General features: G+C 73.3%; 11 protein-coding genes and 1 riboswitch. Of the genes, 8 read left to right on the forward strand and 3 right to left on the reverse strand.

Annotation, left to right across the window (positions count from 1 at the left end):
* Positions 1-59: 59 nt before the first annotated feature.
* The gene (locus tag ACFVYI_RS14570) at positions 60-1,718 is read left to right on the forward strand and encodes an APC family permease (RefSeq protein WP_387884974.1); all 1,659 of its coding nucleotides are present in this window, start codon (positions 60-62) and stop codon (positions 1,716-1,718) included.
* Positions 1,719-1,822: 104 nt separating this feature from the next.
* Here the strand turns inward: ACFVYI_RS14570 and ACFVYI_RS14575 are convergent, their stop codons facing one another.
* Positions 1,823-2,812 carry a class I SAM-dependent methyltransferase gene (locus ACFVYI_RS14575; RefSeq protein WP_387884975.1) on the reverse strand — a complete coding sequence of 330 codons (990 nt, stop codon included), beginning with the start codon at positions 2,810-2,812 and terminating at the stop codon, positions 1,823-1,825.
* A 421-nt stretch (positions 2,813-3,233) separates the two neighbouring features.
* Here ACFVYI_RS14575 and ACFVYI_RS14580 point away from each other — a divergent pair, with 421 nt between their 5' ends.
* A complete protein-coding gene (locus ACFVYI_RS14580; protein ID WP_387884978.1) occupies positions 3,234-3,743 on the forward strand; it encodes a DUF6624 domain-containing protein in 510 nt (169 codons plus the stop codon).
* A gap of 208 nt (positions 3,744-3,951) precedes the next feature.
* Positions 3,952-5,391, forward strand: a complete 1,440-nt coding sequence (locus tag ACFVYI_RS14585; RefSeq protein ID WP_387884981.1) for an aldehyde dehydrogenase family protein — start codon at positions 3,952-3,954, stop codon at positions 5,389-5,391.
* 65 nt (positions 5,392-5,456) lie between these two features.
* Here ACFVYI_RS14585 and ACFVYI_RS14590 read toward each other — a convergent pair whose 3' ends face one another.
* Complete coding sequence (locus ACFVYI_RS14590; RefSeq protein WP_387884984.1) at positions 5,457-6,938, reverse strand: glycine hydroxymethyltransferase; 1,482 nt, start codon at positions 6,936-6,938, stop codon at positions 5,457-5,459.
* Positions 6,939-6,967: 29 nt separating this feature from the next.
* Positions 6,968-7,064, reverse strand: a riboswitch (ZMP/ZTP riboswitch).
* Between the two features lie 296 nt (positions 7,065-7,360).
* On the opposite strand from ACFVYI_RS14590, the gene ACFVYI_RS14595 reads away from it, so the two are divergent.
* The 5 genes from ACFVYI_RS14595 to ACFVYI_RS14615 all read left to right on the forward strand — a co-directional run bounded on the left by ACFVYI_RS14595 (position 7,361) and on the right by ACFVYI_RS14615 (position 13,692).
* Positions 7,361-8,386 carry an ABC transporter permease gene (locus ACFVYI_RS14595; RefSeq protein WP_387884987.1) on the forward strand — a complete coding sequence of 342 codons (1,026 nt, stop codon included), beginning with the start codon at positions 7,361-7,363 and terminating at the stop codon, positions 8,384-8,386.
* Between the two features lie 143 nt (positions 8,387-8,529).
* Positions 8,530-10,281, forward strand: coding sequence for an ABC transporter substrate-binding protein (locus ACFVYI_RS14600; protein ID WP_387884990.1), 1,752 nt, complete (start codon positions 8,530-8,532; stop codon positions 10,279-10,281).
* A 125-nt stretch (positions 10,282-10,406) separates the two neighbouring features.
* Complete coding sequence (locus tag ACFVYI_RS14605) at positions 10,407-11,399, forward strand: ABC transporter permease (protein ID WP_387884993.1); 993 nt, start codon at positions 10,407-10,409, stop codon at positions 11,397-11,399.
* A 19-nt stretch (positions 11,400-11,418) separates the two neighbouring features.
* Complete coding sequence (locus ACFVYI_RS14610; RefSeq protein ID WP_387884995.1) at positions 11,419-13,080, forward strand: dipeptide ABC transporter ATP-binding protein; 1,662 nt, start codon at positions 11,419-11,421, stop codon at positions 13,078-13,080.
* Between the two features lie 87 nt (positions 13,081-13,167).
* Positions 13,168-13,692: a hypothetical protein gene (locus ACFVYI_RS14615; RefSeq protein ID WP_387884998.1), complete on the forward strand. Its 525-nt coding sequence runs from the start codon at positions 13,168-13,170 to the stop codon at positions 13,690-13,692.
* 78 nt (positions 13,693-13,770) lie between these two features.
* Here the strand turns inward: ACFVYI_RS14615 and ACFVYI_RS14620 are convergent, their stop codons facing one another.
* Entirely contained in the window at positions 13,771-15,138 is a 1,368-nt protein-coding gene (locus ACFVYI_RS14620) for an aspartate aminotransferase family protein (protein WP_387885001.1), read from the reverse strand.
* Between the last annotated feature and the right edge of the window lie 85 nt (positions 15,139-15,223).

A 15,223-nucleotide genomic window follows, 5' to 3' on the forward strand; every position in this document is an offset into this window, starting at 1 on the left:
TTCGCACCATAGTCTGCTGTGCGTTTGTCCGGAACCACAGGAGACAGAGGACCGATACGTTGAGCGCGCCTGAGTCGACGACGGCATCCCATCAGCACTACCGCCGCTCGCTCGGCACCATCAGCCTCACAGCCGTCGGGCTGGGCTCGATCATCGGATCCGGCTGGCTCTTCGGAGCCGAGCGGGCCGCCCGGCTCGCCGGACCGGCCTCGATCGTCGCCTGGGTGATCGGCGCCGCGGTCGCGCTCACCATCGCCCTGACCTACAGCGAACTCGGGTCGATGTTCCCCAAGGCCGGCGGCATGGTGCGGTACGGGCAGTACTCGCACGGCTCGCTCGCCGGGTACCTGGCGGCCTGGGCCAACTGGATCGCCATCGTCTCGGTGATCCCGGGCGAGGCCACGGCCTCGGTGCAGTACATGAGCTCCTGGCACTTCGGCTGGGCGAAGGACCTGTTCGACGGGCAGGAACTCTCGGCCAGCGGGGTCGCCGTGGCGAGCGTGCTGCTGGTCGGCTACTTCGCGCTGAACTGGTTCGCGATCACGCTGTTCGCCAAGACCAACACCGCGATCACGGTGTTCAAGGTGGTCGTGCCGACGCTGACGGCGGGCGCCCTGCTGCTGGCCCACTTCGACACCGCCCACTTCACCGACCACGGCGGCTTCGCGCCGAACGGCTGGAGCGCGGTGTTCACGGCCGTCGCCGTCTCCGGCATCGTCTGGGCGTTCAACGGGTTCCAGTCCCCGCTGAACCTGGCGGGCGAGGCGCGCAACCCCGGCAAGTCGCTGCCCAAGGCGGTGATCGGCTCGATCCTGATCGCCCTGGTGATCTACGTCGCGCTGCAGGTGGCCTTCCTGGGCGCCGTCCCGACGGCGGACCTGAGCAACGGCTGGAGCGGGCTCGGCTACACCTCCCCGCTGGCCGACCTGTCGATCGCCTGGGGCCTCAACTGGCTCGCCCTGCTGCTGTACGCGGACGCCTTCGTCTCCCCCAGCGGCACCGGCATGATCTACGCCGCCACCACCTCGCGCATGATCCACGGCGTGCAGGAGAACGGCCACCTGCCCAGGATCTTCGGCCGGGTGGACCCCAGGACCGGCATCCCGCGGCCGGCCCTGCTGCTCAACCTGCTGATCGCCTTCCTGTTCCTGGCCGTCTTCCGCGGCTGGGGCTCGCTCGCCGAGATCGTCTCGGTCGCCACCGTGATCTCCTACGTCACCGGCCCGGTCGCGGTGATGGCGCTGCGCCGCCTCGCGCCCGAGCTGCCGCGACCCGTCCGGCTGCGCGCGATGCCGGTGATCGCCCCGGTGGCGATGGTCTTCGGCTCGCTGGTGCTCTACTGGGCCCGCTGGCCGCTGACCGGCAAGGTCATCCTGCTGATGGCCGCCGGCCTGCCGATCTGGGCCTGGTACGAGCTGCGCAAGCCGTGGGCCGAGCTCAAGCCGCACCTCAAGGCCGGCGCCTGGATGATCGCCTACCTGTTCGTGATGGCCGCCGTCTCGTGGGCCGGCAGCACCGACTTCGGCGGCCAGGGCTACCTCCCCGAGGGCTGGGACCTGCTGATCGTCGCCGCGATCGGGCTCGCCTTCTACCGCTGGGGCGTGGCCAGCGCCTGGGCCAACCCCTCGCTGGAGGCCGTCAAGCGCGAGCTGGCCGCCGAGGCCGCCGAAGCCGGCGCCGCTCTCCCCCGGCAGAGCGGGGAGCCCTCGCGGGTCTGACGGGTCCTGGACGCGGCCGCACCACACGGCCCGGGGGCGTGCCGAGCACTCGGCACGCCCCCGGGCCTTCTCCGCTCCTGCGGGGGGCGTCGGTCGCGGCGTGGTCAACCGCGGCGGGCGCGGCGGATGGCGGCGGTCACCACCGGCGGGAGGAGGTCTCCGGCGACGCGCTTGGCCACGTTGGCCGGGCGGCGGAGTTCGGCCGCCCGGACGCGGCGGACGGCGAGGTCGACGTCGGCCTCCTGCTGCGCGCGCAACGCCTCCGCCTCCGCCCGCTCGGCCTCCCGCCGGGCGGCCTCGGCGGCCAGCCGGTCGCGGTGGCGCGAGGGCCGGAACGGCTCGATGCCTTCGGAGCTGCCGCCGATCCGCACCAGCCGCCGCCCGTTCAGGGTCTCGACGGCGAGCCGGCAGCCCTCGGCCAGTCCGACCCGGTCCAGCAGGTCCTGCTGGGCGGGCTCCGGATCGCCCCAGGTGCCGTAGAACTTGCTCTCGGTCAGCACGATCGGGGTGAGGCCGTGGTTGAACACCGCCTCCCAGGTGGCCGCGGCGACGCCGGGCGTGTGGGCGGAGCGGTAGTCGTCCAGGACCACCACGCCCTGCGGTTGCAGCGCCGCCCGGGCCACCCGGAGGTCGTCCACCACGTGCTCGTACAGGTGCGAGGCGTCGATGTGGATGAAGCGGAAGGCGCCGGCCGGGAGGCGGCCGTCGGCGAGCACCGAGGTGGGCGCCTGGATGATCTCCGGAAGCGTGTCGTGGAAGGAGAGGTAGTTGGACTCGAACGCCGTCCGGGTCAGCGACTTGCGGTAGGACATGGACATCTCGGCGGCGTTCTCGTCGTCCGGGGCGTCCAGGTCGAACAGGTCGCAGACCGTGAAGCTCTCGGTGGGCTGCCGGTGGCCGCCGATCACGATCGCGCTGCGCCCCAGGTAGGCGCCCATCTCCAGCAGGTCACCGGTGACGCCGGTCCTCCCCTGGCGGCCGAGGAACCACTCGAAGAGGTGACGGTCGTGGTCCCAGAACCAGCCGGGGACGTCATCGAGCAGGGCCGGCTCGGTGGGCCGGTGCTGCTCGGCGCTCAACGCGGCGTCGGTCACGAAGTTGCTCCTTACACGGTGCGGACGACCAGTGGGAACGATCTCCGGCGCGGACACGCGCGGCACGGGGTGCACGAGCCGGCGACGGAGGTCACCGCCCGGCGTTTCCGGAGCAGCCTGTGGACCGGCGTGGACGGACGCCGCTCGAACCCGCTGCCCACGGTAGCCACGCGCGCCGGAGTGCGCCGCAATCTACCGCCCGCTGTCCGGAGTTGAGGAGATGTCGCGCGGGTGTTTTCGTCCAATGCGCGATTCTGAGCACTCGGGGAGACAGCGGCCCGGGGAGGGCCGGTTCGTCCATACTGCCGCCCGCGCGCCCGGTTTGTCACCATCCAGCGGAACGATCTTCGTCGCGGCGCGCGCGCCTACCGTTGTCCCGGGCCGCCCCGGACCGGGGGGCCGCGGACGACGGGAGCGGAGAATGACCACCACGGCAGGACAGGTACTGGCCGCGGAGCTGCTGGGGATGATGGCCGAGGACCAGGCGGCCACCCATCTCGCCAACAGCGCCGACCTCGCGGAGCAGGCGGCCTGGCGGCGGCTGACCGCGCGGAACGGCGACCGGCTCGGGGCGGTCATGGCCGCGCACGGCTGGCCGGCGGAGCCCCTGGTCGGCGCCGAGGCGGCCCGGGCCGCCTGGCTGATCGCGCAGCACGCCGACCGCCAACTCGACGTGCAGCGCCGGGCGGTGTCCCTGATGACGGCCGCGGTGGCGGACGGCGCGGCGAGCGCGCGGGACCTGGCCTTCCTGGCCGACCGGCTTGCCGTGAACGAGGGGCGGGAGCAGCGGTACGGCACCCAGATCGGTGCGGTGGCGGACGGGCGGCCGGTGCCGTGGCCGTGCGAGGAGCCGGCGCGGCTGGACGAACGGCGGGCGGCCGTCGGGATCGAGCCGTTCGACGAGTACACGGCGCGGTTCGCGCCGCGCTGAGCGGCTGCGGGAGGGCCCGGCGCGCGGGGCGGGGGCGGGTGTGGCGCGGGGCGTGGGGCGTGCTCGGCGCGGGGCGTGGGCCGGCGCTCGTCAGGGGCGTGGCGGTCCGGGGGGATCCGGCTCTTGCGCCGGGCTGCCCGGGCGCCCTTGACTGGCCCTTTGGCTAGCGACGCTCGTTAAGCGGACGATCGGACGAGAGGACCACCCGGTGCAGCAGGACGCGGAGCAGGGCACCCACTACGGCGACCAGTACATCGACGGCGAATGGCGGCCCTCCCTGGACGCCGGGTCGATCCCGGTACTGAACCCGGCGACCGAACAGGTGCTCGCCACCGTCCCCGCCGGCGGCACGGCCGACGTGGCCGCCGCCGTGGCCGCCGCCCGCCGCGCGGCCCGGAGTTGGGCCGCCACCTCCCGCGAGGACCGGCTGGCGCTGCTCACCCGGCTGCGGGACGGCCTGGCCGGGTGCCAGGAGGAGATAGCCGCCACCGTGGTCGCCGAACTGGGCGCGCCCATCGGCTTCGCGACCGCCGTGCACGCCGGCCTGCCGCTGGCCGTCGCCGGCTCGTACCTCGCGCTGCTCGCCGAGTACCCCTTCGAGGAGCGGATCGGCAACTCGGTGGTGCTCGCCGAGCCGGCCGGGGTCGTCGCGGCGATCACGCCGTGGAACTATCCGCTGCACCAGATCGTGGCCAAGGTCGTGCCGGCCCTGGCCGCCGGGTGCCCGGTGGTGCTCAAGCCCGCCGAGGACGCCCCGCTGGTCGCCCGGCTGTTCGCGCGACTGGTCCACGAGGCCGGCTTCCCCGCCGGGGTGTTCAACCTGGTGACCGGTACCGGCGCGGCGGCCGGGACGGCACTGGTCGGGCACCCGGAGGTGGACGTGGTCTCGTTCACCGGCTCCACCGCCGTCGGCCGGACCGTCGCCGAGACCGCCGGCCGGGGCATCAAGCGGGTGGCGCTGGAGCTGGGCGGCAAGTCCGCCAACGTGGTGCTGCCCGGCGCCGACCTGGCCCGTGCGGTCAACGTCAACGTCGCCAACGTCTTCGCCAACTCCGGCCAGACGTGCAGCGCCTGGACCAGGTTACTGGTGCACCAGGACCAGTACGAGGAGGCGGTGGCGCTCGCCGCGAAGGCCGCCGCCAAGTACCTCCCGGGCGACCCGGCCGATCCGCGGACCCGGATCGGGCCGGTGGTCAGCGCCCGGCAGCGGGAGCGGGTGCGCGGCTACATCACCGGCGCGCTCGCCGAGGGCGCCCGTCTGGTCGTCGGCGGCGCGGACGCCCCGGCGGGCCTGGACACCGGCTTCTACGTCCGGCCGACCGTACTCGCCGATGTCACCAACGACATGACGGTGGCTCAGGAGGAGGTCTTCGGACCGGTGCTGGCCGTCCTGGCCTACCGCGACGAGGAACACGCCGCCGAACTGGCCAACGGCACCGAGTACGGCCTGGCCGGCGGCGTCTGGGCGGCGGACACCGACACCGCCGCCGCCTTCGCCCGCCGTCTCGACACCGGCCAGGTCGACCTCAACGGCGGCCGCTTCAACCCGCTGGCCCCGTTCGGCGGTTACAAGAACTCGGGCCTCGGCCGCGAACTGGGCCGGCACGGCCTGGCGGAGTTCCTGCAGCACAAGTCGCTGCAGTACTGAGGCGGCACGGAGGACGTCGGGGGCCCGGCGGTGCCGGGCCCCCTCGGGCATCGATCGCGCAGGCGTCAGACCAGCTCGACGCCCGGGTAGAGGGGGAAGCCCGCGAGCAGGTCGGCGGCGCGATTGGCGACGCCCTCGCGCAGGGTGTCGTCCAGGAGGTACTGGGCCTTGGAGGGGGCTCCGGCCGCGGTGGTGACGGGGGCGGTGCCGCGCAGGACGGTGTCGATCAGGGCCGCGATCTCGTCCATCTCGGCGACGCCCAGGCCCCGAGTGGTCAGCGCGGGGGTGCCGAGCCGGACGCCGGAGGTGTACCAGGCGCCGTTCGGGTCCCGCGGGACGGCGTTGCGGTTGGTGACGATGCCGGAGTCCAGCAGCGCCGCCTCGGCCTGACGGCCGGTGAGCCCGTAGCCGGAGACGTCCGCGAGCACCAGGTGGTTGTCCGTGCCGCCGGTGACGAGCGTGCCGCCGCGGCGCAGCAGGCCCTCGGCGAGCGCCTGCGCGTTGTCGACCACGCTCCGGGCGTACGTCCGGAACTCGGGGCGGCGGGCCTCGGCGAAGGCGACCGCCTTGGCGGCCATCACGTGCGAGAGCGGGCCGCCGAGCACCAGCGGGCAACCGCGGTCGACGTGTTCGGCCAGCTCGGCGGTGCAGAGCACCATGCCACCGCGCGGGCCGCGCAGTGACTTGTGGGTGGTGGTGGTGACGATGTGGGCGTGCGGGACGGGGTCGTGGTCGCCCGTGAGCACCTTGCCCGCGACCAGGCCGGCGAAGTGCGCCATGTCGACCATCAGGGTCGCGCCGACCTCGTCCGCGATCTCGCGCATCGTACGGAAGTTGACCAGCCGCGGGTACGCGGAGTAGCCGGCCACCAGGATCAGCGGGCGGAACTCGCGGGCGGTGGCACGCAGCGCGTCGTAGTCGATCAGTCCGGTGACCGGGTCGGTGCCGTAGCTGCGCTGCTCGAACATCTTGCCGGAGATGTTCGGCCGGAAGCCGTGGGTGAGGTGGCCGCCGGTGTCCAGGGACATGCCGAGCATCCGCTGGTTGCCGAGCTCGCGGCGCAGCTCGGACCAGTCCTGCTCGGTGAGGTCGTTGACGTTGCGGACCTCGGCGCGCTTCAGGGCGGGGCTCTCGACGCGCTGGGAGAGGACGGCCCAGAAGGCGGTCAGGTTGGCGTCGATGCCGGAGTGCGGCTGGACGTAGGCGTGGTCGGCGCCGAAGAGCGCGCGGGCGTGCTCGGCGGCGATCGTCTCGACGGTGTCGACGTTGCGGCAGCCGGCGTAGAAGCGGCGGCCGGCGGTGCCCTCGGCGTACTTGTCGCTGAGCCAGTTGCCCATCGCGAGCAGGACGGCCGGGGAGGCGTAGTTCTCGCTGGCGATGAGCTTGAGCGAGGCGCGCTGGTCCTCGATCTCCTGCCCGATGGCGGCGGCGATCCGCGGCTCCACCTCGCGGACGACGTCGAGGGCGCTGCGGAAGGCGGTGTTGGCGGTGGCGCCGGCGGCGGTGTGCGGCGCGGCGGGGGTGGCGGGGGTCGCAGGGGTGGCCAAGGCGGTCTCCTCGTGACGGATGGACGAGTACGGACGGCCCAGGCGCTCGGCAACATGGCGTGCGGGTGCACGGAGCCGCTTCCCGATGGTCGATTCCATCCGTGCGCGCCAGTCGCGACTCACCGGGATCGTACCAATGCGCCGGCGGATGTGGCGGAGGTCTCAGAATGCGGGACGGACCGGAGCTTTTGCCCCGCTATGCCCGTTCTTCTGCAACGGCAGTATTGCAACGGAATGAAGCCGTCACAATCCCCGAAACATTGCACCCGAACTCTGCCGGGAATGATTTGCGGAAGTCCGGCCGTGTCCGATCTGATGGCGTTCGGCAGGCCACCGGGAAACCCCCGCGGGGCCGGTCCGGAAATGCACACCAGCGCACCCTCACCCACGGGGCGGCGGAGAATTCGGGGAGTACGCCTCTCATGGCAGCGGTCGAGACAGTCACAGAGCCCTCCGGAGCCGACACCGCCGGCCAGGCACCCCCCGAGGAGGCCCCCGCCGGACGGCCGCCGGCCACCGCGGCGGCCCCGCGGGGCCCGCTGCGCCGGATCCTGCGCGACCGGGTCGGCGCCACCGCCCTCGTGGTCGTCCTGCTCTTCCTGCTGCTCGCGCTCGCCGCCCCGCTGATCGCCGCCCTGTACGGCAGGAACCCGGTCGAGCACTACGGCCAGAACACGCCCGGCCTGCTCAGCGACGGCGGGCTGCCGATGGCACCGAACGGCGGGATCTCGGGCGACTTCTGGTTCGGCCTGGAGCCCGGGCTCGGCCGCGACGTCCTCACCCAGCTGCTCTACGGGATCCGCACCTCGCTGCTGATCGCCTTCGCCTCGGCCGCCGTCACCACCACGCTCGGGGTGCTGGCCGGAGTCGCGGTGGGCTACCTCGGCGGGATCACCGACCGGCTCTTCGGTTTCCTCTCCAATGTGCTGCTGGCCTTTCCGACGCTGCTCCTGCTGCTCGCGCTCAGCCCCGTCATCCAGTCCCGGCTGGTCGATCCCGACACCGCCGAGCCCGAGTGGATGCAGTTCCTGGTCCTGATCCTGGTGTTCTCCGCGTTCGGCTGGATTCCACTCGCGCTTTCCCTCCGGGCTTCCGTGCGGTCACTCCGGGAAAGGGATTTCGTGCAGTCCGCCCGGGCCCTCGGCGCGAGCGGATTCCATATCGTGTTCCGTGAACTCCTGCCGAATGTCCGGGCGCAGCTCCTGGTGCACGCGACGATGGCGGTGCCGACCTTCGTCGCCTCCGAGGCGGTGCTCTCCTTCCTCGGCGTCGGCATCAACGAGCCGATCCCGGACTGGGGCCGGATGATCGCCCGGGGCTCCGAGGTCTTCCAGGCCGACCCGACGTACATGTTCTTCCCCGGCGTGGCGCTGCTGCTCTTCGTGCTCGCCTTCAACCTGCTCGGAGACGCCGTACGGGACGCACTCGACCCGCGCGCCGCCCGCTGAGCACCGCCGTCCGCTCGTTCGGACCGGCCCCGCCCTCCCCCTCGGGAGGGCCCCTCCGCCGAGGAGCGGCCCTCCTCCCGGAACCGCTTCCCCTCCTCCCTTTCACCTAGCCGCCCCGCCCCCGGGGCAAGGAGAGATTCGCCATGCGCTGGATCAAACCGTCCCTCGCCGTCATCGCCACCGCGGTGCTGGCGACCTCCTGCTCGGCCGGCGCGGGCTCCACCTCCGGCGCCGGCGCCGGCGCCGCCAAGGAATCCTCGCCGCTGACCGCCGCGCTCGGCACCGAGAAGGAGAGCGCCGGCCCGGCCCCCGCCGTCCCCGGCGCCCGCCCGGGCGGCACCGTGAACGTCTACAACACCACCGACTTCCGCCACCTCGACCCGCAGAAGGTCTACGCGGGCGCCGCGTACAACACCTCGCTGCTCTGGGGCCGCCAGCTGACCCAGTACCAGGTGGTGGACGGCAAGGCCAAGCTGGTCGGCGACCTCGCCACCGACACCGGGACCTCCGCCGACGGCGGCCGCACCTGGACGTACCGCCTGAAGGAGGGCGTGGCCTGGGAGGACGGCCAGCCGATCACCTCGCAGCAGGTCAAGTACGGCATCGAGCGCTCCTTCGGCAAGGGCTACGAGGTCGGCCCGCCGTACTGGCCGCAGTGGCTCACCGGCGAGGCCAGCTACGACGACGCCCGCAAGAAGTACGGCGGCCCGCAGGACGGCGACCTCGCCGCGATCGAGACCCCGGACGACCGCACCCTCGTCCTGCACTTCCCGCAGCCGCAGGCCGACGTGCCGTACATGGCCGCGCAGTCCTCCTCCTCCCCGGTGCGCAAGGACAAGGACACCGGCACGGACTACGACCGCCTGCCGTTCTCCAGCGGCCCGTACCGGATCGCCGAGCACGTCCAGAACACCCGGCTGGTGCTGGAGCGCAACCCGCACTGGAAGGCGGAGACCGACCCGATCCGCAACCAGTACCCGGAGAAGTTCGTCTTCACCTTCGGCAAGGAGGCGCTCAACATCAACCAGGAGATCCTCTCCGGCCGGGACGGCGGCGCCGACGCCACCACGGTGGCCACCCAGCTCTCCCCCGAGCTCTACCAGAGCGTCGACACCGACCCCGAGGCCAAGGAGCTGGTGGTCTCCGGCCGGCAGGGCGCCTTCGTCACCCAGCTCGTGATCAACAACGAGCGGGTGCCGGACGTCCAGGTCCGCAAGGCGCTGCACCTCGCCTACCCGCGCCAGCAGGCGCGCCAGGTCCAGGGCGGCACCCGGGTCGGCGAGCTGGCCACCACGCTCAGCTCCCCCGCGCTGGTCGACTGGCAGAAGTACGACCTGTACCCGGCCAAGCCGGAGGGCGACCCGGAGGCCGCCAAGCAGGAGCTCGCCAAGGCCAAGCAGCCGCCGGCCGCCCTGACCTACGCGTACGCCAACACGCCGAACGGGCAGCGGGTCGCCCAGGTGCTGGTCGAGGGCTTCGCCAAGGCCGGGATCACCATCGTGCCGAAGCCGATCGACGCCAAGGCGCTGCTGGACGAGGCGCACCGCGCCGACTCCCCGTACGACCTGTTCGAGGAGACCAGCTCGGTCGACTGGCCTACCCCGTCCACGCTGGTCCCGTTCTCCTTCGACGGCCGGGCCAACAGCGACCTCAACTCCGCCCGCTACCACAACGCCGAGGTGGACAAGGAGATCGACCGGATCAACCAGATCGGCGAGCCGCGTGCCAAGGCCAAGGAGCTGTACGCGCTGGAGCAGACCGTGATGAAGGACGTGCCGGTGCTGCCCTTCGCCTACCCGACCATGAACCAGCTGCGCGGCAGCAACGTCGGCGGGGCGTTCGTCCACCCGATCTACGGCTCGGTCAGCCTGGCCTGGCTCTACCTCAAGTCCTGACGTCCTGACGCCCCCGGTGGCTCGGCCCGTGCGGCGGGCCGGGCCGCCGGCCCCCCTTCCGCCCCTCCTCCCGCTCGCCCTCCCCTCCTCCCTCCTCCCGTCCCCTCCTCGACCCCGGACCGGCCATGCTCTCCTTCGCCCTGCGGCGGACCCTCCAGGCCCTCGCCGTCCTGGTCGCGGTCTCCGCCGCCGCCTTCGCCCTCTTCTACGCCGCCCCCGCCGACCCGGCCCGCGCGGCCTGCGGCCCGCGCTGCGACTCCGGCCAGGTCGCGTCCGTCCGCCAGAGCATGGGCCTGGACCAGCCGCTGCTCACCCAGTACACCGACTACCTCGCCGGGGTCGTCGCCGGGCGGGACATCGCCGACGTCGACGGCTCGGTCATCCACTGCGAGGCGCCCTGCCTCGGCTACTCCTACCGGCTCCACCAGCCCGTCACCGAGGCCCTGGTCGACCACCTGCCGGTGACCTTCTCGCTCACCGCCGGCGCGCTCGCCGTCCTGGTGCTGCTCGGCCTCGGCACCGGATTCGTCTCCGCCCTGCGCCACGGGACCAGGACGGACCGGCTGCTATCCGGCTTCACCCTGGTCGGTGCCAGCGTGCAGATCTACTTCCTCGGGTACGTCGCCCAGTGGGCACTGGTCTACTCGACCGGCCTGCTGCCGTTGCCCTCCTACACGCCGCCGACCGAGGACCCGGCCGCCTGGGCGGGCGGGATGCTGCTGCCCTGGCTGGTCCTCGGCTTCGTCAACTCGGCCGTCTTCGCCCGGCTCTCGCGCTCCCAGCTGCTGGAGACGATGAACGAGGAGTACGTCCGCACCGCGCGCGGCAAGGGCCTCGGCCGGCTGCGCACCCACCTCAAGTACACCTCGCGCGGCGCCGCCGGCCCGCTCGTGCAGCTGCTCGGGCTGGAGGCCGGCGCGCTGCTCGGCGGCGCGGTGATCACCGAGACCGTGTTCGGGCTGAACGGCGTCGGCACCTTCGCCGCCGAGGCCGTCTCCGGGCAGGACCTGCCGGCCGTGGTCGGCGCCGTGCTGCTCGCCGCCTGCTTCGTGGTGCTGTTCGTCGCCCTGGCCGACCTCGCGGTGGCCTGGCTCGATCCGCGCATCCGCCTCAGCTGACCCCCTCTGGAGTGTTCCGATGACCCCCTCCACCGAAGCGGTGCTGAGCGTCCGCGACCTGTCGGTGTCCTTCGCCGACCCGCGCGGCGGCGCGCCCGTCCGGGCCGTCCGCGGCCTCTCCTTCGACCTCGCCCGGGGCGAAGTCCTCGGCCTGGTCGGCGAGTCCGGCTCCGGCAAGTCCGCGACCGGCCTCGCCGTGCTCGGCCTGCACGACCCGCGCACCACCACCGTCACCGGCTCGATCCGGCTTGGCGGCCAGGAGCTGGTCGGCGCGGACGAGGAGGTGCTGCGCCAGGTGCGCGGCGGCCGAATCGCCCTGGTCTTCCAGGACGCGCTCACCTCGCTCAGCCCGTTCCACGGCGTGGGCGCGCAGTTGGCCGAGATGTACCGGCTGCACCACCCCGGCGCCGGCCGTGCCGAGGCCCGGCGGCGGGCCGCCGCCATGCTGGACCGGGTCGGCATCCCGGCCGCCCGGGTCCGCGACCATCCGCACCTCTTCTCGGGCGGCATGCGCCAGCGGGTGATGATCGCCATGGCGCTGATGAACGACCCCGACGTGCTGATCGCCGACGAGCCGACCACCGCGCTGGACGCCCGCGTCCAGCGGCAGGTCCTCGACCTGCTGGGCGAGTTGCAGCGCGAGCACGGCACGGCGGTGCTGCTGGTCAGCCACGACCTCGGCGTGGTGGCCGGGACGACCGACCGGACGCTGGTGCTGCGCGACGGCGAACAGGTGGAGTCGGCGCCGACCGCCGAGCTGCTGGCCGCGCCGCAACAGCCCTACACCCGGGCCCTGGTGGGGGCGGCGCTCACCCGGGAGACCGTGCCGGGCACACCGCTGGCGACCGTCGACGACCCGTCGCCGTCCTTCTCCTTCGCGGAACGGGTGAGCGCCGCCCCCGACCGCTGGCTGGTCGAGGTCGAGGACCTCGCCGTCCGCTTCCCCGGGCGGCGCGGCCTCACCGGCCGGCGCGGCGAGCCCGTCCGCGCGGTGGAGGGGCTGAGCCTGCGGATCGCCCCCGGCGAGACCCTGGGCCTGGTCGGCGAGTCCGGCTCCGGCAAGTCCACCACCTCCCGGGTGCTGGCCGGCCTGCAACCCGTGAGCGCCGGCCGGGTGCGCTACGACGGCGTCGACGCCACCACCCCCGACCGGGCACTGCGCCGCCGGCTCAGCCGCGAGATCCAGCTGGTCTTCCAGGATCCGTACGCCTCGCTCAATCCGCGCCGCACCGTCGCCCAGACCCTCGACACGCCGCTGCGCCTGCACACCTCCCTCGGCCCGGCCGAACGGCGCGAGCGCTCCGCCGAGTTGCTGGAGCAGGTCGGCCTGCCGGCCGCGCACCTGGACCGCTACCCGCACGAGTTCTCCGGCGGCCAGCGCCAGCGGATCGGCATCGCCCGGGCGCTCGCCCCCGAACCCCGGCTGATCATCGCCGACGAACCGGTCTCCGCCCTGGACGTCTCGGTCCGGGCCCAGGTGCTCAACCTGCTGATGGAGCTGCGCGAACGCCTGGGCGTCGCCTTCCTGTTCGTCTCGCACGACCTCGCCGTGGTGCGGCACTTCTGCGACCGCGTCGCGGTGATGCACGGCGGCCGGCTGGTCGAGTCCGCCGACCGCGACCGGCTGTTCACCGCCCCGCACACCGACTACACCAGGGAGTTGCTGGCCGCCGCGCACTGAGGGTGTGTCGCCACCCGCACGCCGCCCCGCTCCGCATACGATCGGCTACCGGCAGCGACTCCCACCACCCCGGAAAAGGGGTTCCCGATGACCCTCGTCAGCCAGGCCGCCACACTGCTCCAACTGTTGGGCCGGCTCCACCCCGAGGCCCTGGACGGCATCCGCCCGCACCTGCCCGTCCTCGGGCCCACCCGCCACCTCCACCTGGCGGCGCACGGCAGTGGAGAGGCCGGGCTCAACCCGCAGCCGATCCCGCCCGGCGCGACCGAACTGCGCCTGGCCGTCGCCGGAACGGTCAACGCGGTGGCCAACGCGGCCATCACCGCACGCCTGTCCGGCGGGGACCCGCGCACCATCCTCACCGAGGTCGGGGACGACTGGTGCCCGACCCCACCGGACCGGCGCATCCCGTGGCCCCGGCACTGGCCCTTCCCCTGGCCGCCCGGCGAGCCGTACCCGATCGACCCCGGCTACGCCACCCCGGCTGTACAGGCCCAGGCGGCGCTCGCCTTCCAGGCCTACGCCGGCGGGGTCGCGGACGAGGAGCTGGGCGCCGCCTTCGGCGAACTGGCGGAGCGGCTCGGCCAGGCGGCGATCGGGACGGCGGGCTGAGCCACCGCGCGGCGGCGGCACTGCCGGGGGCGGCGTCCTGGACGGTGCCGCCCCCGGCGGCCGAGCGGGGCGTCGGCCTCAGCGGATCGTCGCGAACGCCTCGTCGATCGCCGCACAGGTCGCGCCGATGTCGTCCTCGGTCACCGCCGCCGACACGAACCAGCAGGCCAGCCCGTACGCGTTGACGTGGATGCCGCGTGTCACCAGGGCGTACCGGAAGGCGTCGTAGCGCCCCTGGTCCAGCGCGAGGGTGTCCCGGTACTGCCTGGTCGGCGCGCCGTCGGCGGAGAACACCACCTGGAACATCGCACCGACGCCCTGCACCGCGCACGGGACGCCGTGGTCGTGGGCGGCCCTGCGGACGGCGGTCATGATGCGCCGGCCGGCCGCGTCGATCCGGTCGGTGACCGCCGGGTCCGCGAGCCGGGTGAGCGTCACCAGGGCGGCGGTGGCGCAGAGCGGCGAGCCGTTGTACGTCCCGCCGTGCTTCACCCGGTTGGCGGCCACCTCGCCCATGACGTCGGCCCGGCCGGCGAAGGCCGCGATGGGCAGTCCGCCGCCGAGCGCCTTGGAGTAGACCGCCAGGTCGGGAACGACGCCGAACAGGGCCTGCGCACCGCCCGGGCCGGTACGGAAGCCCGTACACACCTCGTCGAAGATCAGGAGGAGACCCCGCCTGGTGCACTCCTCGCGCAGCACCTCCAGGAAGCCCGGAGCCGGCATGGTGCAGGCGTTGTTGGCGACGATCGGCTCGCAGATCACCGCCGCGATCTCGCGCTGGTGCGCGTCCAGCACGGTGCGCAGCGCCGCGGGGTCGTTCCACGGGCAGACCAGCACGTCCGCCACCACGCCCGCCGGGATCCCCGGGGAGTGCGGCAGGGCCGCCGGCGCCTCGTAGGGGCCGGCCTCGTCGGCGGTCGGCCGGTTGGAGATCGCCAGCGTGTCCACCCAACCGTGGTAGTGCCCCTCGAACTTGAGGATCCTGGACCGCCCGGTGAAGCCACGGGCCGCCCGGACCGCCCCCTGGATCGCCTCCGAGCCCGAGTTGGCGTACCGCACCAGGTCGGCGCAGGGCACCATCCGCTGGATCTGCTCGGCCAGTTCGATCTCCGGCAGGTTGCAGGTGCCGAACATGGTGCCGGTCTGCAGGACGCCGCCCAGTGCCCGGGCGAGGCCGGGGTCGGCGTGGCCGAGGACGGCACTGCCGTAGGAGATCAGGAAGTCCACGTACTCGTTGCCGTCGGCGTCCCAGATGCGCGCGCCGGAGCCGCGTTCGATGTACAGGGGGTACGGGTGCGGACCGGTGGAGGTGATGCGGGAGGACGAACTGACGCCACCGGCCAGGGACTTCCCGGCCCGGTCGAACAAGGCTCGGCTGGTGTCCGTCCGGGGCCCCACCGGTGTGCCGGCGTCGGGTACGGCGTTGAAGGTCCGTCGAGGGGTCATCCGCTCTTCCTGTCCCAGTGGTTCGGCTGCGGTGGTAGGGGCACGACCGACCGACCGGCGAGCCGGTCGTGCTGGCCCGGCGAGC

This window comes from Kitasatospora sp. NPDC058218 (assembly GCF_042882445.1).
Taxonomy (GTDB): domain Bacteria; phylum Actinomycetota; class Actinomycetes; order Streptomycetales; family Streptomycetaceae; genus Kitasatospora.

Bases quoted from the DNA above. Each gene is read 5' to 3' on its own strand.
- ACFVYI_RS14580 (WP_387884978.1), top strand. From the start codon at position 3,234: ATGACCACCACGGCAGGACAGGTACTGGCCGCGGAGCTGCTGGGGATG.
- ACFVYI_RS14595 (WP_387884987.1), top strand. From the start codon at position 7,361: ATGGCAGCGGTCGAGACAGTCACAGAGCCCTCCGGAGCCGACACCGCC.
- ACFVYI_RS14600 (WP_387884990.1), top strand. From the start codon at position 8,530: ATGCGCTGGATCAAACCGTCCCTCGCCGTCATCGCCACCGCGGTGCTG.
- ACFVYI_RS14605 (WP_387884993.1), top strand. From the start codon at position 10,407: ATGCTCTCCTTCGCCCTGCGGCGGACCCTCCAGGCCCTCGCCGTCCTG.
- ACFVYI_RS14610 (WP_387884995.1), top strand. From the start codon at position 11,419: ATGACCCCCTCCACCGAAGCGGTGCTGAGCGTCCGCGACCTGTCGGTG.
- ACFVYI_RS14615 (WP_387884998.1), top strand. From the start codon at position 13,168: ATGACCCTCGTCAGCCAGGCCGCCACACTGCTCCAACTGTTGGGCCGG.
- ACFVYI_RS14620 (WP_387885001.1), bottom strand. From the start codon at position 15,138: ATGACCCCTCGACGGACCTTCAACGCCGTACCCGACGCCGGCACACCG.